This window comes from Xanthomonas maliensis (assembly GCF_009192945.1).
Taxonomy (GTDB): Bacteria; Pseudomonadota; Gammaproteobacteria; order Xanthomonadales; family Xanthomonadaceae; genus Xanthomonas; species Xanthomonas maliensis.
On sequence record NZ_NSET01000025.1, the window covers coordinates 87,145 to 110,079 of the forward strand.

14 protein-coding genes and 1 pseudogene are annotated in these 22,935 nt (G+C 65.1%); 10 read left to right on the forward strand and 5 right to left on the reverse strand.

What is annotated here, in order from left to right:
• The first annotated feature begins 302 nt into the window (after positions 1 to 302).
• Positions 303 to 1,664, forward strand: coding sequence for an MFS transporter (locus tag CKY51_RS08555; protein WP_022970671.1), 1,362 nt, complete (start codon positions 303 to 305; stop codon positions 1,662 to 1,664).
• 115 nt (positions 1,665 to 1,779) lie between these two features.
• On the opposite strand, the gene CKY51_RS08560 is transcribed toward CKY51_RS08555, so the two are convergent.
• From CKY51_RS08560 to CKY51_RS08580, 5 genes are all read right to left on the reverse strand, one after another.
• Positions 1,780 to 3,924: an FUSC family protein gene (locus tag CKY51_RS08560; protein ID WP_022970672.1), complete on the reverse strand. Its 2,145-nt coding sequence runs from the start codon at positions 3,922 to 3,924 to the stop codon at positions 1,780 to 1,782.
• Positions 3,921 to 5,378, reverse strand: a complete 1,458-nt coding sequence (locus CKY51_RS08565) for an efflux transporter outer membrane subunit (RefSeq protein WP_152249106.1) — start codon at positions 5,376 to 5,378, stop codon at positions 3,921 to 3,923. The genes CKY51_RS08560 and CKY51_RS08565 overlap by 4 nt, the downstream gene beginning before the upstream one ends.
• Positions 5,375 to 6,292: an efflux RND transporter periplasmic adaptor subunit gene (locus tag CKY51_RS08570; RefSeq protein WP_170292305.1), complete on the reverse strand. Its 918-nt coding sequence runs from the start codon at positions 6,290 to 6,292 to the stop codon at positions 5,375 to 5,377. Before CKY51_RS08570 ends, CKY51_RS08565 begins: the two co-directional genes overlap by 4 nt.
• Positions 6,289 to 6,498, reverse strand: a complete 210-nt coding sequence (locus tag CKY51_RS08575) for a DUF1656 domain-containing protein (protein WP_022974742.1) — start codon at positions 6,496 to 6,498, stop codon at positions 6,289 to 6,291. The genes CKY51_RS08570 and CKY51_RS08575 overlap by 4 nt, the downstream gene beginning before the upstream one ends.
• Positions 6,499 to 6,582: 84 nt before the next feature.
• Positions 6,583 to 7,035 (reverse strand): MarR family winged helix-turn-helix transcriptional regulator, encoded by a 453-nt coding sequence (locus CKY51_RS08580; RefSeq protein WP_022974741.1) that lies wholly within the window; start codon positions 7,033 to 7,035, stop codon positions 6,583 to 6,585.
• A gap of 130 nt (positions 7,036 to 7,165) precedes the next feature.
• Between CKY51_RS08580 and folE the strand changes: the two genes are divergently transcribed.
• From folE to CKY51_RS08625, 9 genes and pseudogenes are all read left to right on the forward strand, one after another.
• Positions 7,166 to 7,768 (forward strand): GTP cyclohydrolase I FolE, encoded by a 603-nt coding sequence (gene folE, locus CKY51_RS08585; protein ID WP_022974740.1) that lies wholly within the window; start codon positions 7,166 to 7,168, stop codon positions 7,766 to 7,768.
• Between the two features lie 19 nt (positions 7,769 to 7,787).
• Positions 7,788 to 9,257 carry a DUF3375 domain-containing protein gene (locus CKY51_RS08590; RefSeq protein ID WP_022974739.1) on the forward strand — a complete coding sequence of 490 codons (1,470 nt, stop codon included), beginning with the start codon at positions 7,788 to 7,790 and terminating at the stop codon, positions 9,255 to 9,257.
• Positions 9,244 to 9,930 carry a DUF4194 domain-containing protein gene (locus tag CKY51_RS08595; RefSeq protein ID WP_022974738.1) on the forward strand — a complete coding sequence of 229 codons (687 nt, stop codon included), beginning with the start codon at positions 9,244 to 9,246 and terminating at the stop codon, positions 9,928 to 9,930. Before CKY51_RS08590 ends, CKY51_RS08595 begins: the two co-directional genes overlap by 14 nt.
• 681 nt (positions 9,931 to 10,611) lie before the next feature.
• A complete protein-coding gene (locus tag CKY51_RS22410) occupies positions 10,612 to 10,884 on the forward strand; it encodes a hypothetical protein (RefSeq protein WP_170292303.1) in 273 nt (90 codons plus the stop codon).
• A gap of 88 nt (positions 10,885 to 10,972) precedes the next feature.
• Positions 10,973 to 14,354, forward strand: a pseudogene (locus CKY51_RS08605) (ATP-binding protein); the annotation flags it as partial.
• 1,486 nt (positions 14,355 to 15,840) lie between these two features.
• Positions 15,841 to 18,618, forward strand: a complete 2,778-nt coding sequence (locus CKY51_RS08610) for an RHS repeat domain-containing protein (protein WP_425509506.1) — start codon at positions 15,841 to 15,843, stop codon at positions 18,616 to 18,618.
• The gene (locus tag CKY51_RS22660; protein WP_152249110.1) at positions 18,615 to 20,927 is read left to right on the forward strand and encodes an NBR1-Ig-like domain-containing protein; all 2,313 of its coding nucleotides are present in this window, start codon (positions 18,615 to 18,617) and stop codon (positions 20,925 to 20,927) included. The genes CKY51_RS08610 and CKY51_RS22660 overlap by 4 nt, the downstream gene beginning before the upstream one ends.
• The gene (locus CKY51_RS08620) at positions 20,928 to 22,220 is read left to right on the forward strand and encodes an RHS repeat-associated core domain-containing protein (RefSeq protein WP_152249111.1); all 1,293 of its coding nucleotides are present in this window, start codon (positions 20,928 to 20,930) and stop codon (positions 22,218 to 22,220) included.
• Positions 22,217 to 22,672, forward strand: coding sequence for a DUF4265 domain-containing protein (locus CKY51_RS08625; protein ID WP_152249112.1), 456 nt, complete (start codon positions 22,217 to 22,219; stop codon positions 22,670 to 22,672). Before CKY51_RS08620 ends, CKY51_RS08625 begins: the two co-directional genes overlap by 4 nt.
• The last annotated feature ends 263 nt before the right edge of the window (positions 22,673 to 22,935 follow it).

Here is a 22,935-nt window from a genome sequence, read left to right on the forward strand (position 1 = left end):
GAAAGGACGGGCGTGAGTGGGGATAGGCGTGTCGCTGGGTTGCGTGCGCGTTACATCGTGCGTGTATGGCGCGCGGGCCAGGGCCAACGCATGGATAGCGGCCGCACTCAAGCGAACTGAAGCGCAAGCGTCCACGGGGGCCCTCACTGCCGTTCAGGGACACGGCGTCCTGCACGCCCGCGGTAGCCCGACGCGTGGCCGAACAGCGCGCGCCGCGTCCTGCAATGCGCCAAAAGGCTTACATGCGTCACACAAGGCGACCCCTATACTCCGGACGTTTCCTGCTGCGAGGTACCGACCGCATGAGCGTTTCCCCACCGTCTGCGAACGCCAGTGATCCAGGCGCACCCCATGGCAGCCTGCGCCGCTCGGTATCCAACACGCTCAAGGGGTCGGCCGGCAATCTGGTGGAGTGGTACGACGTCTACGTCTACTCGGTATTCGCCACCTACTTCGAGTCGCAGTTCTTCTCCAAGGAGGACAAGAACGCCACCTTGTACGTGTGGGCGATCTTTGCGGTGACCTTCCTGATGCGGCCGATCGGCGCCTGGTATTTTGGTCGCTTCGCCGACCGCTACGGCCGTCGGTTGGCATTGACGGTGTCGGTCTCGGTGATGGCGGCGTGCTCGTTCGTGATCGCGGTGACGCCGACGGTAGCCAGCATCGGCGCGGCGGCGGCGGTGGTGCTGGTGCTGGCACGCCTGGCACAGGGCTTCGCCACCGGCGGCGAGTACGGCACCAGCGCGACCTATATGTCCGAGGCGGCGATTCCGGGCCGGCGCGGCTTCCTGTCCTCGTTCCATTACGTGACCCTGGTCGGCGGCCACGTGCTGGCGCAGACCGTGTTGCTGGTGATGCTGCACCTGGCCGACAAGGGTTGGGTGTCCGAGTGGGGCTGGCGACTGGCGTTCGGCCTGGGTGGCATCGGCGCGCTGGTGGTGTTCTGGCTGCGCCGCACGATGGACGAATCGCTGAACTCCGAATCGATCGATGCCGCCAAGCAGGGCCGCGCGCAGGCGTCCGGCTCCTTGCGCGAACTGTTCGGACGGCAGTGGCGTCCGCTGCTGCTGTGCTTCCTGGTGACCGCCGGCGGCACCGTGGCGTTCTACACCTACTCGGTCACCGGGCCGAAGATGATCCAGACCGCCTTCGCCGGCGACGACCTGATGGCCGGCACGCTGATCAACCTGGCCGCATTGACTCTGCTGATGCTGATGCAGCCGGTCGGCGGCTGGCTGTCGGACATCGTCGGCCGCAAGAGCTTGCTGGTGTTCTTCGGCATCGGCGGTGTGCTCTATACTTGGTTCCTGATCCTGCGGTTGCCGCAGCAGACCGATGCGATGACGGCCTTTGCCATCCTGACGATCGGCTTCGTGATCCTGACCGGCTATACCTCGATCAATGCGGTGGTGAAGGCCGAGCTGTTCCCGACCCATATCCGCGCGCTGGGCGTGGGCCTGGGCTATGCGCTGGCCAACTCGGCCTTCGGTGGCACCGCACCGTTGCTGTACCAGGCCTCGCTCAAGACCGGCCACGTCACCACCTTCGCCTGGTATGCGACCGCCGTCATCGCGGTCTCGCTGGTGGTGTATGTGTTCTTCCTGCGCAACAAGGGCAACAACTGGCTGGATCACGAAGCGTCGATGGGCAAGCGCGTGCGCTGAGTGAGTGACGCCGCCGTTGCGCTGCGCAGCGGCGCCTGCGGCAAGCGCTACGGCGGCGCGGCGCGCCACCGTGTCAGCAGGGAGCGCGCCATCTTCGGACGATCGTCTGCCGCGGTTACGCCGCGCCAGACGGTGTCGACAGCTGCAGCGTTTCGGCCGCCGGCGCTGCGTCCTGCGCTGTGCACAGGCTATGGCGCAGGCCGATCAGGCCCAGCAAGGCATCGTCGCGGTGGCGGCCGGCCGGGACCTGGCCCACACGTGCCAACGACGCATCCAGTTGCGCGCGTAGCGCGATCGGCGTCGGCAGTGCACGCTTGGCAGCGCTCTGTTGCCGGTAATGCGCGGCGACCGCGTCCAGGATGGCGTCCACCGCGCTCACGCTCGCGGGCGGCAAGCCCTGGCGTGCGCGGCGCAGCTGCAGGATGTTCAAGCCCACCCGCACCTCACCCAGCATGTCCAACGATGCCAACGCGCTGGCGGGTGGGGTGGCGGCCAGCCGCGGCGCCAGCAGCCCAAGCAGGTCCAGCATGCGCGCGGCGAACTGCGCACGGTCCAGCGAGCCATGGCCGGCGGCCGCCGCGGCCAGCGTGCGCCAGCCTTGCCGCACCAGCCGGCGTGCGCTCCATTCGGCGCCGACCGAGCGAAACAGCCGGGTGAGCACTACCGCCAGACCGATGCCCAGCACCATCGCCACCGATGCGTTGACGAAGCGCTGCAGGTCGGCGTCGTAGCCGTTCTGCAGCCCCAGCAGGGCGCTCAGGTTCACCACCAGCGGCAGTGCGATCAAGACGCTGCCTGGGCGATGCAGCAGCGCGCCCAGCGGCAGGAACACCGGCGCCAACGCCAGCACCAGCAGCGGGAAATCATGGATGGCGGGGAAGATGCCGAACAGGTAGATAGCGGCGACCACGCTGGCCACCAGCGCCCAGAGCAGGAATCCCAGCATGCTGGGCGCAGGATCGTCCTGCGCGGCGAAAAACGCGGCGGTGACCGCGGCCATCATCGCGCCATTGCCGCCGCCTTCCCAACCGATGCCGATCCACAGCACGCAATAGACCATCAGCGCGGCGCCGGCACTGAGCGCAGAGAAGGCCGCCATGCCGTAATCGATGTGCCGGGTGTTCGCCGCGGCGTCCGCTGCAGTTGCCTGCGCGATCGCGCGTCGCCATGGCCACCAGGATCGCTGCGGGCGTCGCTCCGGCGCATCCGCCGAAGCGGCATCCTGCAGCGTCGGCCCAGCCGGCGGGTTGCCCTGCTGCCAGGCCTGCTGCAGCCCGCGGCAGTCGTGCCACAGCGTCAACAGCTCCTGCAGCCGCAGCAACAGGCTGGTCAGCAGCAGCGCGGCGATGTCCTGATCCTGCGTCGGGCGCAAGGCGCTGATACGCGCCTGCAACGCGGCGTGGCGTGCATCGCCATTACCGTTGGTCTGGTCATCGGTCCCGGCGATCCAGTCGCCGATGTCCTCCAGCAAGGCGACCAGCGCTGGCGGCAAGGCGCCGGCGTTGCCGTGCAAGGCATCCAGGCGATCGGCGATGGATGCCAGCGTCGGCAACAGCAGCAACATGCGTGCCCGCAGTTGTTCCAGCGCCGGAGTCGCCGCCGCATGGCGCGGATCGTCGTGGCGCACGAAGGCGATCAGCGCTTCGAATTGCACCAGGTCTGCCGCCAGCCGATTGCGGGGCGCCTGCGCCGGCGCGCGCTGCAGCACCTGTCGGCACCATTGCGCGGCATCCTGCATCCAGTTGCCGATCCGTGCGCTCAGCATCGGCCGCACCGACGCCGGAAACACCAGCGCCGCGAACAGCACCGCCATCACCGTGCCGAGCACGATCTCCTCGCTGCGCGCCACCACGGTGGCGAAGATGCCCTCCGGCGCGGCGACCGCCGGAAAGCCGATGAAGGCGGTGGTATAGCCGGCCAGCAGGAACGCATAGCCGCGCGGGCCACGATCGAGCAGGGCCAGGAACAGACAAGCCGACAGCCACAGGGCCATCGCCGCGCTCAGCAGCAGCGGCGTCTGCACCAGGTTGGGCAGCAACACCAAGGTGGCGACGCCGGCCAGCAGCGTTCCCAGCACGCGATAGACGCCCTTGGCGCGGGTGGGGCCGAGCAGCGGCTGCGACACGATGTAGACCGTGGCCATTGCCCAGTACGGCCGCGACAGGTTGCCGGCCAGGGCGACGTACAACGCCGCGATCGCCGCGGCGAAGGTCTTCAACGAGAACAGCCAGGCCGGGCGATCGCGCAGCAGCGGGGTCATCGCGCGGCCGTGGTTGGCGAGGGGATGGCCGCGCTATCCCAGCCGCCGCCGAGCGCCAGGAACAGCTGGATCTGGTCCTGCGAGACCTGCGCCTGCGCACTGGCCAGCGTCATGTCGGCGGTCGCCAGGGTGCGCTCGGCATCCAGGCTGGAGAGATACGGCGTGCGCCCGCCCTGGTACAGGCGGCGATTCTGCGACGACGCCAGTTCGGCCTGTTGCTGGGCCTGTTCGAGCAACTGCAGGCGATCCAGGTCCTGGGCGTAGCGCGCCAGCGCGGTTTGCACCTCGCGCAATGCCTGCAGCACGGTCTGGTCGAACTGGGCCAGCGCGGCATCGGCACCGGCTTGAGTTGCGCGTACGCGTGCATGCCCACCGGCCGAGGGCAGGGTCCAGGAGATCAACGGACCCAGCGACCAGGCGTGGGTGGCCGGCTCGCCGATATCGGCCAGCAAGCCGGTGGCGCCGATCGACCCGCCCAGGCGAATGTCCGGATAGAGCGCGGCGGTGGCGACCCCGATCCGCGCGGTGGCCGCGGCCAGACGGCGCTCGGCCTGGCGCACGTCCGGGCGCCGTGCCAGCAGCGCGCGGCCGTCGCCGATCGGGATCGGCTGCCGCAGCGTCGGTGCATGGTCGCACTGCGCCACTCCGGCCGGCAGTGCACCCGGCGTCTGGCCGAGCAGGGCGGCCAGTGCATAACCGGCGGCCTGCGCGCGCGCGCGCAGCGGCGGCATCGCCGCTTCCAGCAAGGCGACCTGGGCGTTGGCACGTGCCAGGTCCGGCGGCGTGCCGCGTCCGGCCGCCAGCAGCCGCGCCGTCACCTGCTGGCTGCGTTGCTGCAGTTGCAGGGAATGGTTGGCGACGCTCAGCTCGTGATTGGCGTGGCACAGCTCGGCATAGCTGCCGGCCACTTGCGCCGCCACGCTGACCCGCGCCAGATCCATGGCCGCCTGCGCGACCTGCGCATCGGCGTGGGCGGCTTCGGCGCCGCGTTGCAACTTGCCGAACAGATCGAACTGATAGGACACCCCGAACTTGCCGTCGGCCAGGTTGAACACCGGCAGCTTTTCTTCCTGCAGAAAGGCCTCGGCCGAGACCTGTGCGTGGCTGACGCCGGCTTCCACCTCGTAGTCGACGCCGCCGGCATCCAGGGCCTGTGCGTAGACCGCCGCAGCGCGTCGCAGATTGGCATCGGCCACCTTCAGCTCGACGTTGTCGCGCAGCGCCCGTTCGACCAGGCCGTCCAGCACGGGGTCGTGGTACAGCGCCCACCAACGCGCCGGCAACGGCGCACCGGCCTGCACCTGCGTGTTGCCGGTGTCCAGGAACGGCGCGTTGGCCGCTGCGCGGTTGACCGCGGCAGCGCGCGGCACCGCATAGTCCGGCCCGACCGTGCGGCAGGCCGTCAGGCCCAGCAAGGCGGCCGCCAGTGGGAGCGATGCCAGCAGGCGCTTCATGGGGCCGCCTTGCCCGCCGTGGCGGGTGCGCCGGAGGCGGCGGGCGCGGCCTCGGGCAGGATCGACACCGTGGCGGTGCGCCCGGCGATCAGTTGAACCTGCGCCGGGACGGCGTCCAGGGCGATCCGCACCGGGATGCGCTGGGCCAGCCGCACCCAGTCGAAGGCCGGGGTGACATTGGGCAGCATGCCGGCACTGCCGCTGCGATAGCGGTCCTCGATCCCGGCGGCGATGCTTTGCACGTGCCCATGCAGCGTGGTCGGCTCGCCCATCAGATGCACGTCCACGCGCTGCCCCGGATGCACACCCCGCAAGCGGGTCTCCTCGAAATAGCCATCGATGCGGAACGAGCCGGTGTCCAGCACCGCCACCACCGGCCGGCCGGCGCTGACGTAGTCGCCAGCGCGCACGGTGCGGTCGCTGACATGGCCATCGGCCGGGCTACGCACTTCGGTGCGCGCGAGGTTGAGGTGCGCCAGATCGACCGCGGCCTGGGCAGTGGCCACCGCGGCCTGCGCCTTGGCGACCTCTGCGCGGCGCACCTCGGCGTCCTCGGCAGCGACCAGGTCCTGCAGGCGGCGGTCACGCGCGCTCTGCCGGCGCAGCTGGGCCAGCGTGGCCTGGCGCTCGGCCAGTGCGGCCCGCGCCTGTGTCAGGGCCAGCGCATAGCGGGCGCGATCGACCACGAACAACACCTGTCCACGCACCACCGGCTGGTTGTCGGCCACGTCCACCCGTTCCACCAGCCCGGACACGTCCGCAGCCACCTGCACCACATCGGCGCCCACGTGCGCATCGCGCGTCCACGGCGCCTGCATGTAGTAGCGCCACAGCTGCTGCAGCACCAACGCCGCAGCCGCCACCATGGCCAGGGTCAGCAGGACCGGCCCGACGTTCTTGATCCACTTGTTCACGCTTGCATCCACCGCAGAAAGAAAAACAGGCCGCCCAGCAGGACCACGTACAGCGCCAGGTTGAACAGCGCCGGATGCCAGAGATGGCGATAGGCGCCACGGCGCGTCAGCAACGCCGCGATGGCGCTGTTGAGCACATAGGCCAGCGTCATCAACGCCAGCAAGGTGGGGACGAACACCCCGTAGAGACTGAATTCTCCGTACATCGGTTGATCCTGTAGACAAACACGGTCGCCGGCGCGGACGCCGACGGTTCGACGAGCGGCGGGCGCCAGCTCAGCCGGTTGGGCTCAATCGGCAGCACTCAGGCGGGCATGCGCCGCGCCGATCAGGCCCCACAACTTGAGCACCACCTGCAGCTCGTCCTCGCCGAGGTCGCCGAAGACCTCGGCACGCAGCGCATCCAGGCGCGCTTCGATGCGCTCGGCCAGCGCGTGGCCTTCCTTGGTCAACCACAACTGGTTGGCACGGCGGTCGCGTTGATCGGCCTGCCGCTGCACCAGACCCTGCGCGCAGAGCCGGTCCAGCAGCCGGACCAGCGACGGGCCTTCCATGCCCAATTGCTGGGCCAGGGCCACCTGGCGGATGCCGCCGCCGGAGCGACCGATCATCAGCAAGGGCCCGCTGGTGGCACCGGACAGGCCGAAGCTTTCGAAGGCCTGGTCGGCCAGGCGCTGCCATTGGCGGCTGGCCACCAACAGGCCGGCACTGAGCTGGGCACGACTGGATAGCGAGGACGTCATAATAGATAGGATGCTATCAATTTACAAATGAATCAAATGCGGATGAATATTCCACAGCGGCTGTCCAGCCCGCTGGGGCGTCACCCTCTTCGTCGGGTACCATGCACGCCCCTTTCGGGTGCACCCGCGCATGAGCCAGTCCGACCACCGCGATTCCCCCGTCACCCAGGCCCAGGCCGAAGACGCCGTCCGCACCTTGCTGCGCTGGGCCGGCGAGGATCCGAGCCGCGAAGGCCTGCTGGATACCCCGCGCCGGGTCGCCGAAGCCTATGGCGACTGGTTCAGTGGCTATCGCGAGGAACCGCGCGAATACCTGGAACGCACCTTCGAGGAAGTGGCCGGCTACGACGAATTGATCGTGCTGCGCGACATCTCCTACGAAAGCCATTGCGAGCACCACATGGCGCCGATCATCGGCAAGGTCCACGTGGGCTATCTGCCGCGCGGCAAGGTGGTGGGCATCAGCAAGCTGGCGCGGGTGGTGGAAAGTTATGCGCGCCGCTTCCAGGTACAGGAAAAGATGACCGCGCAGATCGCCCAGTGCATCCAGGACGTGCTGCAGCCGCGCGGCGTGGGCGTGGTGGTCGAGGGCGCGCACGAATGCATGACCACGCGCGGCATCCACAAGCGCGGCGTCAGCATGGTGACGTCCAAGATGCTCGGCAGCTTCCGCGAGGACGCGCGCACCCGCAGCGAATTCCTGCAATTCATCGAAGTGGGCGGCAAGCGTTGAGGCAGCCACGGCGGCACCGATGAAGCACCAGGCCCGGATCGCCGGCTACCGCCACTTGCGCGAGCAGCCGGCATGGAAACTGCTGGCCGCCGATCACGCCCCCGAGCTGATCGGCCTGCTGCAGACCCTGCTGATGGACGACGCCCGGCGGCTGCCATCGGCGATCCTGCACGAGCGCCTGCAGCGCCAGCTCGACGCCTTGCGCGCCGACGAACTCTCGCGCGAACTCCCGCGTACTGCGCAGGCCTATCTGGCGCATTGGCTGGTACAGGGCTGGCTGGAGCGCCGCCTGCCCGAAGGCGCGGCCGAGGAAGAGTACGAACTGTCGCGTGCGGCCATCCAGGCCATCCGCTTCATCGCCGGCCTGCGCGAGAGCAGCAGCAGCGCCACCGAAAGCCGGCTGTCGCTGGTGATCGAGCAGTTGGTGCAACTGGCCGGTCAGACCGAAGCCGATCCGGAAACCCGCCTGGCCAGCCTGTGCGAGGAACGCGACCGGCTGGACGCGGAGATCGCACGCGTGCGTGCCGGCAAGATGGCGGCGCTGGACGGCAAGCGCGCGCTGGAGCGCACCCGCGACCTGATCCATCTGGCCGATGAGCTGGCAGAAGACTTCCGCCGCGTGCGCGACGACTTCGAGCAGCTCAACCGCCAGTTCCGCGAGCGCATCATCGACGACGAAGGTGCGCGCGGCGACGTGCTGGAGCAGCTGTTCAACGGCGTGGACGTGATCGCCGACAGCGAGGCCGGCCGCACCTTCCAGGCGTTCTGGAGCCTGCTCAACGACAGTCGCCAGAGCAGCCAGTTGGACCAGGCGCTGGACACCTTGTTGGCGCGCGGGTTTGCCCGCCGGCTCGACCGCCGCGAGCGCGCCTTCCTGCGCGGCCTCACGGCGACCCTGCTGGAGCGCGGTGGCGAGGTGCACACGGTCATGCAGCACTTCGCCCGCAGTCTGCGCGGCTTCGTGCAGAGCCGCGGCTATCTGGAGCAACGTCGCCTCACCCAATTGCTCAAGCAAGCCCAGGGCGAGGCGCTGCAATTGCGCGACAGCGTGCATGCCACCACGGCCACCGGCTATGTGCAGGCGCTCAGCAGCAGTCGTCTGCGCTCGCTGTCGCAGTGGCGGCTGCATGACCCGCGCCTGACCCTGGTCGATGGCCATGTCTATGCCGCCGATGCGGCGGAGATCTCGCTGGACAGCGTCGGCGACCTGGTGGCGCAGTCGGAGATCGACGTGCGCAGCCTGCGTGAGGATCTGTACGTGCTGCTGGGCCAGCAGCCGCGGCTGACCATCGGCGATGCGTTGCAGCAGCGCCCGGCGATCCAGGGCCTTGGCAGCGTGATCGGCTATCTGTCGCTGGGCACGCGCCATGGCGTGGTGATCGACGGGCAGATGGAAACCGTGCAATGGGAAGGCGGTGACGGCGTGCTGCGACGCGCGCGGATTCCGCTGGTGTGGTTCACCCGGGAGAAACGCAATGAACTGGTCTGAGGACTCCGAGCTGGACGTCGCCGATACCGTCGACGGCGTGACGCCGGCGGCAGGCGAGGCCACCGATACCGCACGCGGGGCGCTGTTCCATGGCGACACCGGCACCTTGCCGTTCGAGGCGCGACGCGCGCTATGCCAGTTGCTGGCCGGCCCCAGTATCGATGCGCAGCGGCACGGGCCGTTGTGGCCAGCGCTGCTGCGGCACGAGCCTGCGATCCGCCAGGTGCTGTGCGAACTGTTCCTGGAGCTGGTGCTGGACCGCGAGGGCGGGGTCGCCTTCACTCGTCAGGCCGACACCGCCGAGCTGGAGTCGCCGACGCTGCTGCGCAGCGCGCCGTTGACCTTCATCGAGTCGGTGTTGTTGCTGTTCCTGCGCCAACAATTGGCCGAGGCCGATACCCGCGGTGAGCGGGCGGTGGTGGACGAGGCGCAGATGGTCGAGGCGATGTCGGTCTATGAGAAAAACGTGTCCACCGATCGTGCCGGATACGCGCGGCGGGTGATGACGGCGATCGGCAAGATGCGCGACAACCAGTTGTTGGGGCGGTTGCGCGGCAGCGAGGATCGTTACGAGGTGTCGCCGGTATTGAAGTTGTTGTTCTCGGCCGAGGATGTGCAGGCCTTGGTGGAGGCGTATCGAGGATTGCGGGAGGGTGAGGTTGCGCTGGATTGAGGTTGCGCGCTTATCCGCCTTCCTTCTCCCTGTGGGAGAAGGTGCCCGAAGAGCGGATGAGGGTGCGATGTTGGGCGGTGCTTGCTGTGCGACGGATTGCGTTTGCTAGGCAGAGCGTTCGCCGGATGGATGTCTCGCGCTTGTCCGTCTTCCTTCTCCCTTTGGGAGAAGGTGCCCGAAGGGCGGATGAGGGTGTGATGTCGGGTGGTGCTTGCTGTGCGACGGGTTGCGTTTGGTAGGCAGAGCGTTCGCCGGATGGATGTCTCGCGCTTGTCCGTCTTCCTTCTCCCTTTGGGAGAAGGTGCCCGAAGGGCGGATGAGGGTGTGATGTCGGGTGGTGCTTGCTATGTGACGGGTTGCGTTTGCTAGGCACAGCGTTCGCCGGATGGATGTCTCACGCTTGTCCGTCTTCCTTCTCCCTGTGGGAGAAGGTGCCCGAAGGGCGGATGAGGGTGCGCGATGTCGGGTGATGCTTGCTGTCTGACGGGTTGCGTTTGGTAGGGCAGAGCTTTCACGCCCTGCGGGCGCGAGTCACTTTTCTTTGCTTGTGCAAAGAAAAGTAACCAAAAGAAAGCACACCCCGTCCTCGCGCCCTCCGCGCCTGCGGCGCTCCAGGTCCGCAAGTCCGGCAGAAATTTTTGTAAGGGACATCCCTGTCCCTTACAAAAACGTCGCGCATCCATGCGCGACGCCCTGCGGGTTGAATCTGCCAGCCTTGCCGCTGCGGTATGGGGAGGGAAGGCTAAAAGCAACAGCAACAGCAACAGCAACAGCAACAGCAACAGCAACAGCAACAGCAACAGCAACAGCAACAGCAACAGCAACAGCAACAGCAACAGCAACAGCAACAGCAACAGCAACAGCAACAGCAACAGCAGTTTTGGCGGGGACGGGGTGATCGTGGCGGTCGCCGTAGCGGTGGGTGCGGTGGTGGCGTCGTCGTTGTTGTCTTAACGTGTGGTGTGTTTGATGCGCCTTGTTGTAGTTTCGGTGGTCGGTGTGTATTCCGTGGTCCAGTCGTTTCGTTCTTGGTGAGTGTCCGATGAGTTCGCAGCCCAACCTTTCGCCGGCGTCGCCGGGACGGTCCTTGTTCGCCGAGACGGTGGCCGAGCAGCGTGCGCAGCAGTTCCGCATGCGGCGGCTGCAGGTGCACAACTGGGGAACCTTCAACGGGCTGACCGAGGTACCGATCGCCGAGAAGGGCTTTCTGTTCGTCGGGCGCTCGGGGTCGGGTAAGTCGACGCTGCTGGATGCGATGTCGGCACTGCTGACCCCACCGAGCATCGTCGATTTCAACGCCGCCGCACGCGAGGCCGAGCGTAGCGGGCGTGACCGCAGTCTGGTGTCCTACGTACGCGGGGCATGGGCCGACCAGCAGGACAGCGCCTCGGGCGAGATCGCCACCCAGTACCTGCGCAAGAGCGCGACCTGGACCGCGTTGGTGCTGGAATATCGCAATGCCCACGACGAGACGGTGAGCCTGATCCGTCTGTTCTGGATTGCCGGCAGCGGCAATGCCGCCGCCGATGTGCGTCGCCACTACATGGTCGCGCCGCGGCGTTTCGATGTGGCGCGGGAGCTGGATGGCTTCGACCTGGACCTGCGCAAGCTCAAGGCGCGCTTGGGCGAGGAAGTGGCGCACTTCGATGGCTTTGCCGGCTATGCCGAGCGCTTCCGCCACCTGCTGGGTATCGGCAACGAGATGGCGCTGCGCTTGCTGCACAAGACCCAATCCGCCAAGAACCTGGGCGATCTCAACGCCTTCCTGCGCGGCTTCATGCTCGATGAGCCGCGCACCTTCGAAGCCGCCGACCGGCTGGTGGAGGACTTCGCCGAACTGGACGGTGCCCACCACGCGGTGGTCACGGCGCGCCGCCAGGTGGAGACCCTCAGCCCGGCGCGCGAGCACCATGCTGCGCTGATGGCGTTACGACAGAGTGTGGGCGAGTTGCGCGAGCTGCAGCTGGGCGTGGACGGCTATCGCGAGCAGCAGCGCCTGGCCTTGCTGGCCGCGCGCTTGCAGGAACTGGATAGCCAGGACCGTGGCCTGGCCGGCGAAGAGGGCCAACGCCGCGAGTCGCTGGACAACCATGAGCAGAAGTTGGCCGGGCTGGAGCGCGAGCAGCGTGCCGCCGGCGGCGAGCAGATCGAGGAGCTGGAACGCGAACGTGCGCGGGTCGAGCGCGAACGCGATGAGCGCCTGCGTCGGCGCGTGCAGATCGAGCAGGCCTGTCGCCAGCTCGGCACCGCGTTGGCAGCTGGCGCCAGCGGCTTCGCCGCGCAGGTGGCGCATGCGCAGAGCCTGCTCGATGGCAGCAAGCAACACGCCAGCGCGCTGGATGATGCGATCGCCGAGCGCATGGCCGAGCGTCGCGACGACGAACGCCGCTTCGCCGAGATCCGCACCGAGCTGGAAGCGCTGAAGAAAGCGCCCTCCAGCCTGCCGGCGCCGATGCAGGCACTGCGCGCGCGCTTGTGCGAAGACACTGGCATCGCCGAGGCGGCGCTGCCCTTCGTCGGCGAGCTGGTGCAGGTGCGCGACGACCAGATCGCCTGGCGCGGCGCCATCGAGCGCGTGCTGCACGGTTTTGCGCAATCGCTGCTGGTGGACGAGCGCCATTCCGCGCAGGTCAGCGATTGGGTCAATCGGACGCATCTCGGCACGCGCCTGGTGTATTTCCGCGTGCGCCGCAACGATGAGCTGCATTCGCGCCGGGTCGATCCCGATGCGCTGCCGGGCAAGCTGCAACTACGCGAACACGCCTTCACCGACTGGCTGCGCAACGAGCTCACCCGTCGTTTCGACTACGCCTGCGTGGACAACGCCGCCGCGCTGCGTACGGCCGATCGCGCGATCACTCGCGAAGGCCAGGTCAAGCATCCGGGCGATCGTTACGAGAAGGACGACCGCCATGCGGTCAACGACCGCAAGCGCTGGCTCCTGGGTCACGACAACCGCGACAAACTCAAGGTGTTCGAGCGCGAGGCGCAGGCCTTGGCCCAGCGCATCGCCAGTTGCGAGGCCGACGTGGCGGCGCTGCGGCGGCAGCGCGAGCAGGACCAGGAGAAGCAGCTGGCCGCACACACCCTGGTCGAGCGCGATTGGGACGAGATCGACGTCGCTCCCAAGTTGCAGCGGCTGAGCGACATCGATGAGCAGTTGCAGCAGCTGCGCGAAGGCGACAGCGGTCTGCGCGCCTTGGGGCAGGCGATCGAGACCGCGCGCACGCTGCGCGACCAGGCCAAGCGCACCTACGAGGATGTGCGGCTGGAACGCGCCCAGTTGGCGCGCGAACGCGTGCGGTTGGAGCAGCAGCAGGCGGCTTGCGGTCAGCGCGCCGGTACCGCGACGCTGACGCCGACCCAGCTGCAGGGCTTGCAGACGCGCCTGGCGGCGCTGGCGCCGCTGTCGCTGGACAACCTGGAGGCGCATTTCCGCGCGGTCGAACGCGGCCTGGCCGAACAACTGGCCGACAGCCAGGGCCGCGACAGTCGCCTCAGCGCGCAGCTGCTGGACTGCTTCCGCCGCTATTGCCAGCAATGGCCGGAAGACAGTGGCGACTTCACCGTCAGCCTGGCCAGCGCCGAGGATTTCCTCGCGCGGCTGGACCGGCTGGAGAGCGATGGCCTGCCGCGGCATGAGCACCGCTTCTTCGACCTGTTGCAGACCCAGAGCAAAAACAACCTGCTGGCCTTGCAGCGGCATACCGCCGAGGCCCACAAGGGCATCAAGCAGCGCATGGACGAGGTCAATGCCAGCCTGGAGCAGGTGCCGTTCAACCGCGACACCATCCTCACCATCGAGGTCAGCGACCGTCGCCTGACCGAGGTGCAGGACTTCCAGCAGCAGTTGCGTGCAGTGCTCTCGCACCAGCAGACCGAAGATCGCGCACTGGCCGAAGCCCAATTCGCCGCCTTGCGCGCACTGGTGGCGCGACTGGGCGCGCAGGAACCGGACGCACGTCGCTGGCGCGAACAGGTGCTGGACGTTCGCCAGCACGTGGAGTTCATTGGCGTCGAGCTCGATGCGCAGACGCGCGCGCAGGTGGAGATCTATCGCAGTGGCGCCGGCAAGTCCGGTGGCCAGCGACAGAAACTGGCCACCACCTGCCTGGCAGCGGCGTTGCGCTACCAGCTCGGCGGCGAAGACGGCGAGCTGCCGCGCTATTGCGCTGTGGTGCTGGACGAGGCCTTCGACAAGGCAGACAACGAATTCACCGCGCTGGCGATGAACATCTTCGAAAACTTCGGCTTCCAGATGGTGGTTGCTACCCCCCTGAAATCGGTGATGACGCTGGAACCGTTCATTGGCGGCGCCTGCTTCGTCGAAATCAGCGGACGCCACAACTCCGGCGTGCTGTTGATCGAATACGACACCGAAGCACAGCGCCTCAAGCTGCCGGAACGCTCGCGCACCGATGACAACAGCGTCGTGTCGGACGAGGTGGCGTCGACGGATGCATCGCAGGGTGGCAATGGCGGTCGCGAAATGACGGAGTCGCCGCGATCGACGGCGCACACAGACCCGAATGGAATCCTGGGGACCGTGCCGGCCGAAGCCGTGGCCAGCGGGCTGGACGCGTCGACGACAACCTCCGCGCCCTCCACCGATGCAGCGCCAACCACGCGCCGACGTCGCCTGCGCAAGACCACCCCTCACCGCGCTGCGGGCGATACGACCGTGCCGCAGCCCGCGACGCGCGCGCCGGCCATGCGCAAAGCGGCATCACGCCAGTCCACGACGCGGGCGCCCCAGGCCACCATGCCAAAGGGCGCGTCTGCAGCGAGCACGGGGCGTGCCTCCGCAACGAAGCGAGCGGCTTCCACCGGCACCGCACCGCGCTCCATCGCCGCGGCCGACAGCCGCAAGAAGCCCGCCACGCCTTCCAAACCAGCCGCGCAAGGCAAGACCGCAGCGACCGACACCCGCGGCCCTGCCAAGGGGGCTGCCGGTCTATCTGCAGTCTCCAGCAAGCGCGCAGCGAAGCCGGCCAAAGCGGCTCCGCAAGGCAAGACCGCCAGCAAGCCAACCGCCGCCAAAAAATCCCCCCGCAGCAAGCGCGCGACGCGCTGATCGCACAGCCGCTGCCTCGCCGCCTGTGACCAGGCGGCGCGTCTTGCTGTCGGCGTCGATGCGCTGTGCCGGGTACAGAGGCGGAGGACATAGAGCAGACGCAGCGGTTGGATCGCGAACAGACAGGCCCTGCCGACCGTACACGCGCTGTTGAGGAATTCTTCTCGCGCGATAATCTTCCAATACGTTGGCTGCACTGCAGGCCAGGCTGCATAACGCTCCCCGTCGAGCTGGACGAGGCAGCGCCCTTGCGATGCGCTTGCCTTTGGTCCTGGGCAGAAACCCGTATGGTCGTCCAATGCATCCCCGGCGTTACTAGATACTCCCGATGAGTAATGACGATCAGCTGACGGAGCCACGAAACGGATGACTCCAGAAAAACCCTGAGTAAGACGACAATATCGAATTAAATGGCACGAGGTAACTAAACAATCTCTTTGTGCCGGAAGCGGATAAGCAAATAGTGCGTACAATGCCCATCTGCCGTCATCGCTGCGTGTCAGAATTTTCTGATTTTCTTGTTGGGACGAACCGGTATCTGTTTGAGTCCGTCCGGCAAATATCCGTCAAGTCAACTGCTTACGTCATTGCCGCTCGCGTCGCCTCTGCTCGCCCATAAACTTCCCATTGACAGCGAAAGCGGACTCGAACAACGCTCCGGCTGCACGGGGGATTGGGGAATGACCGTCGGGTCGCGCTTCGCCCCCCTGAATCGATGTATGTGGACGACTTGCCTGGCGATGCGAGCTGGGCGGGCGAGTGTGGGCGCCCGTTCTTCGATGTCCTTGCATCTCAGGTGAGGCGATGGATGCCGCTCACCTTTCTCTGGATTCGCTATGACATCGGACATGAGGCCGCTGCGGCGGCCCGCGCTTGGATTGCTTGTACTCGTCGCTCTCTTGATTGCGCTGCCATCGATTGCAGCCGCCGACGATGTCTACGACGACTACGGAAGACTGATCAAGACCGGGGCCACCATCAAGAGCCCCGGCAGTCAGTTATTCGGCGAGAACATCAATCTCTACACCGGCTCCCTGGAGTTGGTGCAGACCGACGTCGAGCTGAAGGGCAGCAATGCGCTGCAGGTCCGCATCGGTCGACGCTTTACGGTCGGCAATCCATCGCAAGGGCACTTCAAACTCTGGGATCTGGATATCCCATACATGCATGGTGTCTTTGGCTTCCCGGGTGGTAACCTCCAGCCGGATGGGTGGGTGGTCACTGGAGACCGCACCTCCGCGTACGCCCGCTGCAGTCGCTACGACACGCCTCCCACGCTTTCGAATCAAGGTGGCGACTTCGATCCATCCGAGTATTGGCGCGGGAGCTTCGTCTACCGCCCGGGCGCGGGCGATCAGGAACTGCTGGCGACCACGGCGCAGGCCCTGCGACCCTCCGATGGAAAGACCTATCCCATCGTCCTGAAGGACGGCTCGGCGGTCAGGTGCGTGCCGTCGCTCGATGGCATCAGCGAAACGGATGCGAAAGGCGAAGGCTTCGAGGTCGTCGATACGCATGGCACGGTCTATACCTTCAATCACATGGTGTCGCGGTTCTATCCAGCGCTGCGCAGGTCCTCGCCCGCACCACAAGCGTTCTCCGCGGGAGCGTCGATCCAGACTGCTAGCGTCGGAAACATCGTACCGATGGTCGCAAAGAGCTACATCCTGCAGCGCAAGGAGGTGCTGATCTATCCCACACGGGTGACCGATCGCTTCGGCAATACGGTGTCCTACAACTGGAACCCAGCCGCGCCGTGGCAACTCCAGAGCATCGTCGCCAGCGACGGCCGGCGAATCGATGTGTCCTATGCTGGTGGCGATGGAACGCTGATCACCTCGGTGACCACGTCTGGCCGAACCTGGTCTTATGTCTACAGCGACACCACCGACTCGGTCCGGTTGCCGGATGGCAGCGGCTGGACCTTCGACCTGCTTCAACTCGCGCGTGCGCGCGTCACAATGGCTGCGCCTCCAGGTTGCGACAGCGATCGCTCGTGGTCTGGAAGCGCGGCCGGCAGTATCGTGGCGCCCACTGGAGCACGCGCCGACTACGCGCTCAATTCCATGTTGATGGGGCGCTCGTGGGTGCCGCGCTTCTGCCGACTGGAGCAGGGCTACTCGGACATTCCGTATCAGTTCTACGTGATGGCGTTGACGAGCCGCCGCCTCTCCGGTCCTGGGCTGCCTGCGCAAGGTCTGACCTGGACGTATGACTACGGTAGCCCGAACAACTGCTGGAAGCCGGACGCCGGCACCCCTGCCAGCAGCAGCTATGTCGTCTGCACCGATGCGTCGCCGACCACCCGCGATGTCACCGTCAAGGAACCCTCCGGCACGATGACACGCCATCGTTTCGGCAACCGCTACTGGACCAACGAAGGGCTGCTGCTGCAACAGGACTTCGGCTGGGACGGCACCGCGGCGATCCGCACCAGAACGACCGACTACGCCGCGTTTGACACCGCGCCGTTCGCCGTCCGCACCATGTATCCGGTCGGCGACTACGGCGACAGCACGGTGGCAGCCCGGCAGCGGCCGGTGCGACAGGTCACGACCACCGAAGCTGGTACCCAATTCATCTGGAGGGTCGCGGACTGTGGCGGCACGCCGTGTTTCGACGAGTTCGCCCGGCCGCTGAAGATCGATCGCTTCAGCCCATGGCATACGCGGACCGACGAGACGACCTATTACGACGAACGCACGCAATGGGTGCTGGGTCAGACGGCCAGTGAACGCAACACCGACACCGGGATCGTGACCTCTCAGATCGACTATGGCGCCGGAGCACTGCCACAGACGGCGCGCCGCAATGGCAAGCTGGTGTCGACCTATACCTATAACAGCGATGGCACCGTCGCGCAGATCAAGGACGGGCTGGGCAACGCCACTGGCTTCTCCAGCTGGATTCTAGGCATTCCCCAAAACGTCACCTACGCCGATGGTGCGGTCAAATCCGCGGTGGTCGACGGCAACGGATGGATCCGTCAGACCACCGACGAGAACGGCTTCGCCACGACCTACGACTACGACGTCATGGGACGGTTGAGCGCGACCAACTACCCCGGTGGTGACAGCGTGGGCTGGAACGCTACGACGCAGGCCTTCGAACAGATCGGCAGCGACGAGTATGGGATTGGCGCGGGACATTGGCGCCAGACCGTCTCCACCGGAAACGCGCGCAAGATCACCTACTTCGATGCGCTATGGCAGCCACTGTTGACGCGCGAGTTCGACACCGCCAACCAGGCCGGCACGCTGCGCGCCAAGCGCTTCACGTACGACCACGAAGGACGTGCCGTGTTCGAGTCCTACCCGAGCGACAACGAGTCTGCGACGACGGGCACCTGGCGGGAGTTCGACGCCTTGGGGAGACCGGCCGCGGTCTCGCAGGACAGCGAGCAAGGGTTGCTGACCACCGTCACGCAGTATCTGCCGGGAGCCCAGACACTGGTCACCAACCCGCGTGGGGCGCAAACCCAGACCGGGTATCAGGTGTTCGACCAGCCGGTCTACGACGCGCCTGTGTGGGTGCAATTGCCTGAATCCGCACGGACCTCGATCACGCGCGACGTGTTCGGCAAGGCGCTCAAGATCGTGCGAGGTGCGCAATGAGCAGCTCAATCGACGCTCTGACGGTGAAAAGCACTCCGTCGTCGATGTTTCCGAGCGGACTTCGCGGTCTTGTTCGCTGGGCCAGCGTCGCTCTATTTATGCTCTGCTTCGTTGCTGTGCCGTCGCAGGCGAGGCGTCAATGTCCTGATGGCTCGACGGCAGGGCCAAATAATCAATGCCCACCGCCCGAGCTCAAGGAAAACGACTCCAAATACATTGGAACATCTGTACCGACGACGATGGTCGTAGGGCAGTCCTACCCTGTGAGCGTCACCTTCCAGAACACGGGTTGGAGGACATGGACAACGCAGGACGCATATCGCCTGGGAAGCTCTGGGCCCACCGACAATACGACTTGGGGAACAGGCCGAGTTGAACTGCCGTCCAGTGTGCTCTCTGGCGATACCGTAACTTTCAACTTTACCGCGCGTGCTCCGCTGTCCGCGGGATCGACTTCGTTTCAGTGGCGAATGGTTAGAGATGGCGTTGCTTGGTTTGGTGGAAATGGTGCCCCTACCTACGTAAACGTGCTTCCCTCGGTCATCAAGGGTGGCATCGACGGTGTCGGCTACACGGCCATCTCGGGTTGGGCATGCTCCACCAATCTGAATCGCTCTGTTGACGTGCACATGTATCTGGGCGGCCCTGCCGGGTCGGGCACGTTTGCCGGGGCAACCACCGCATCGCTACCGAGCGATTCCAGTATCGCCTCGGCGTGCAGTGCGTCTGGCAGCAACTATCGCTTCTCGTTCCCGATCGACGAGAACTTCATCATCCAGAACGGTGGTAAGCCCATCTACATTCACGGCATCTCGCCAGTGAGCGCGTCGAACGACTTGATCGCTGGATCGGGTTCGCTGCTCGTTCCTGCTTCGACGATCAAGGGGAACCTTGACGGCGTTCAGAACAACAATGCCATCGTAGGTTGGGCCTGTTCGACGGGTCTTCGACGCTCTGTAGACGTCCATGTCTATGCGGGTGGCCCAGCCGGCACGGGCACCTGGGTGGCCACGGCGACGGCCAACCTGACGAGTGAGCCCGGCGTCGCCACCGAGTGCTCGTCCACCGGCAGCAACTATCGCTTCTCGATTCCCATCACCGAGGACGTGATCCGCAGTTACGGCGGACAAGCGCTGTACATCTACGGCATCTCGCCGATTGGCGGCGCCAACAACCCCATCATGCGCTCGGGAGCGTTCGCCGTCCCCGCGTTGGTGCGCAATGCGACCTTCGTGTCACAGACCATGCCGGCGAGTCTTGCGACGGGGCGCGCGTCCACCGGCTCGGTTCGCTTCACCAACACCGGCAATGTGACGTGGCGTCAGGACCAGGGCGTTCGCGCCGCGCTGGTTGGCGATACCCGGGGGTGGTCGCCAGCCGAGGTCGGCCTGCCGGCCGATGTGCCGCCGGGGGGCAGCGTGGATTTCGCCTTCAACCTGCGCGCGCCGCTGGCTGCCGGTGCCTACAACCTGCGCTGGAGGATGCGCGATGCTGCGGGCGATTTCGGCAGCGACTCCAGCAACCAGGTGGTACAGGTTGCAGCACCGCCGCCGGTGGAGCATGGCGTTGGGTCGGCGGCCCGCAGCTATGTCTACGACGCCAATCAACAACTGTGCAAAGTGATCGAGCCCGAAAGCGGGGCGACGGTCATGGCCTACGATGCCGCCGGCAATCTGGCTTGGTCTGCCAGTGGGCTGGATCTACCCAGTACCACCAGTTGCGACCTCGATGCAGCCGCCAACAGCGGGCGCGTGGTCAGTCGCGGCTACGATCCCCGCAATCGGCTCAAGACGCTGCGCTTCCCGGATCGCAATGGCGATCAGGACTGGACCTACACGCCCGATGGGCTTCCGGCGCAGGTCACGACCTTGAGCGATGCAGGCGCGAGCCCGGTCACCAATACCTACGCGTACAACAAGCGCAGAAGTCTGGCGACGGAGTCGGTATCCCAGCCCAACTGGTACAGCTGGTCCGTCAACTACGCCCACGATGCCAACGGCAATCTTGCTGGACAGACCTACCCCACCGGACTCTCGGTCGCTTACGCACCCAACGCGCTTGGCCAGGTCACCGACGTGCGCGATCAGTCCGGAAACGTCTACGCCAGCGGCATTTCCTACTATCCCAACGGTGCGGCGCGCCAGTTCACCTACGGCAATGGCGTGGTTCATTCGTTGGTGCTCAATGCGCGGCAGATGCCGCAGCAGGTGCGTGACGCCAACATCGCCTCCTTGGAGTATCACTACGATGCCAACGGGAACGTCAACGGAATCATCGATCAGCAGCGCGGTGATGGCTTCAATCGCTAAATGAACTACGACGGCCTGGATCGCCTCATGGAGGCGGGGTCGAACGTCTTCGGAGGCGACAATTGGAACCACTACACCTACGACGTGCTGGACAACATCCTCTCGGCACAGTTGGCGGGCGTGAACGAGAAGAACTACTGGTACGACGCGAACAACCGCCTGACCAATATCCTGAGCAATGCCGGCACGACCACGATCGGCTTGAGCTACGACGCCCAAGGCAACCTGAAGAACAAGAACGGGCAGGCCTTCACCTTCGACTACGGCAATCGCCTGCGCGATGTCACCGGCAAGGAGAACTATCGCTACGACGCCTACGGGCGCCGGGTCTTGTCGGGCCATGCGACAACGATGACGGTGCAGCTCTACAGCCATGCCGGTCAGTTGCTCTATAAGGAAGCATCCGACAAGGGCAACAGCGAGTACATCTACCTCAACGGAAGCCTGCTCGCCACCCGCAATGCAGGAGCCATCACGTTCCAGCACACCGATGCCCTGGGCAGCCCGATTGCGGTGACGAACCCCGCGGGCCAGGTGGTCGAACGCACCGATTACCAGCCCTACGGCACCCCCATCGGCAAAACGGTCGATGGCATCGGCTACGCCGGGCAGGCGATGGATGGTGCCACCGGCCTGACGTACATGCAGCAGCGCTACTACGACCAGGACTTGGGGCGGTTCCTGAGTGTGGATCCGGTAGCTGCGGACTCCGTGTTTTCGAATAACTTCAATAGATACTGGTATGCCAACAACAACCCGTACAAATTCACCGACCCAGATGGGCGAGATGTAAAATGTGACGGATTTAACTGCCATATCAATAGCCGTAACGGCTACGAGTTTTGGGGCGTTGATTATCCGAGGTATCTGTTAGTTACCATTCAAACCGCCGCGCTTGATTCCGCAATTGCTTATGTAAATGCAGTCCAATCAATAGCCGCTGCGGTCGAGAATAATGAGTCTGCTTCAGAAGATGGAAGTGTAACCTCAAATAGGCCTGCTGGCTCTGATGGGAAGAGGGGTTCCACTGGTGGGCCGGGCGCAGGGAAGAGATTTCCTGCTGAGTCGCCTGAGAAAAAAGCTGCAAAGGAAGGCGTTCCGTGTGCTTATTGCGGAACGCCGACTACCAATGAGCAAGGGCAACCCAATTCGAGGGAGCGTGATCACATTGACCCGAAGAGTAGAGGCGGGAACAATAGCCCCGAAAATGAGCGAGACTCTTGTAGAACCTGCAATCGTGGCAAGGGTTCGCGAAATCCAGATGAATGGCAGCCCGTGGAGGAATATAAATGAGTAGTCAGGAAAAGACAGCTAAAATTTCATTTCCTTGCGACGATGGCGATGTCGAGCGCATGACTGGAATTTATGTTAAAGATGGTTTATACAAGCTGGATAACTCGCCATTTTATTTCTATGGCATAAGCTTCGGTGATCTATTTAAGGTTAAGGAAAATGGCGGCGACCTGATTTTTGAACGTGTGATTGCACGGGGGGGGCATTCGACTTATAGAGTTAAAATTCCGATCGGAGAGGGGCACAATTTTTTCTTGAAGAATTGGACTTCTCTTCAGGATCTAGGTTGCACTTATGAAGGTTCTGATGTCGGTCCGCAGAGACTCTATGCCATAGATGTTCCTCCAAGCGCTGACATTTTTAAGGTCTACGAATTACTTGAAAAGGGTGAGAGAGAAGAACTGTGGGTTTTCGAAGAAGGTCACTATTGCGATACAGCCACGGCTGAATAGTGCAATGGGGTATCACAACGGCTTTGTTGCACAAACACGGCCAGTAGAACTGGTAGCCTGGGCCGACGAGGGGTCTGTCAAACGAACTGTGTAAACGGTATGTGTCATAGCGCCTGCAGCGGCACGCGCTCTTCGCCAAACATTACCTAGAACTGAGGTTTCCCCACATATCTTCCTGCGAGATCAAGCCCTTGTTGCGTGAAGATGTGGAAGAAGGTGCGCGCATGAGGCACGCTTCAACGTGACTAAGCCAGATAAGCCAG

Coding starts and splice junctions, on each gene's coding strand:
- CKY51_RS08575 (WP_022974742.1), bottom strand. CDS start 6,498: ATGTACGGAGAATTCAGTCTCTACGGGGTGTTCGTCCCCACCTTGCTG.
- CKY51_RS22660 (WP_152249110.1), top strand. CDS start 18,615: ATGAGCAGCTCAATCGACGCTCTGACGGTGAAAAGCACTCCGTCGTCG.
- CKY51_RS08625 (WP_152249112.1), top strand. CDS start 22,217: ATGAGTAGTCAGGAAAAGACAGCTAAAATTTCATTTCCTTGCGACGAT.
- CKY51_RS08620 (WP_152249111.1), top strand. CDS start 20,928: ATGAACTACGACGGCCTGGATCGCCTCATGGAGGCGGGGTCGAACGTC.
- CKY51_RS08565 (WP_152249106.1), bottom strand. CDS start 5,378: ATGAAGCGCCTGCTGGCATCGCTCCCACTGGCGGCCGCCTTGCTGGGC.
- CKY51_RS08560 (WP_022970672.1), bottom strand. CDS start 3,924: ATGACCCCGCTGCTGCGCGATCGCCCGGCCTGGCTGTTCTCGTTGAAG.
- CKY51_RS08555 (WP_022970671.1), top strand. CDS start 303: ATGAGCGTTTCCCCACCGTCTGCGAACGCCAGTGATCCAGGCGCACCC.
- CKY51_RS08610 (WP_425509506.1), top strand. CDS start 15,841: ATGACATCGGACATGAGGCCGCTGCGGCGGCCCGCGCTTGGATTGCTT.
- folE (WP_022974740.1), top strand. CDS start 7,166: ATGAGCCAGTCCGACCACCGCGATTCCCCCGTCACCCAGGCCCAGGCC.
- CKY51_RS08590 (WP_022974739.1), top strand. CDS start 7,788: ATGAAGCACCAGGCCCGGATCGCCGGCTACCGCCACTTGCGCGAGCAG.
- CKY51_RS08595 (WP_022974738.1), top strand. CDS start 9,244: ATGAACTGGTCTGAGGACTCCGAGCTGGACGTCGCCGATACCGTCGAC.
- CKY51_RS22410 (WP_170292303.1), top strand. CDS start 10,612: ATGCGCGACGCCCTGCGGGTTGAATCTGCCAGCCTTGCCGCTGCGGTA.
- CKY51_RS08580 (WP_022974741.1), bottom strand. CDS start 7,035: ATGACGTCCTCGCTATCCAGTCGTGCCCAGCTCAGTGCCGGCCTGTTG.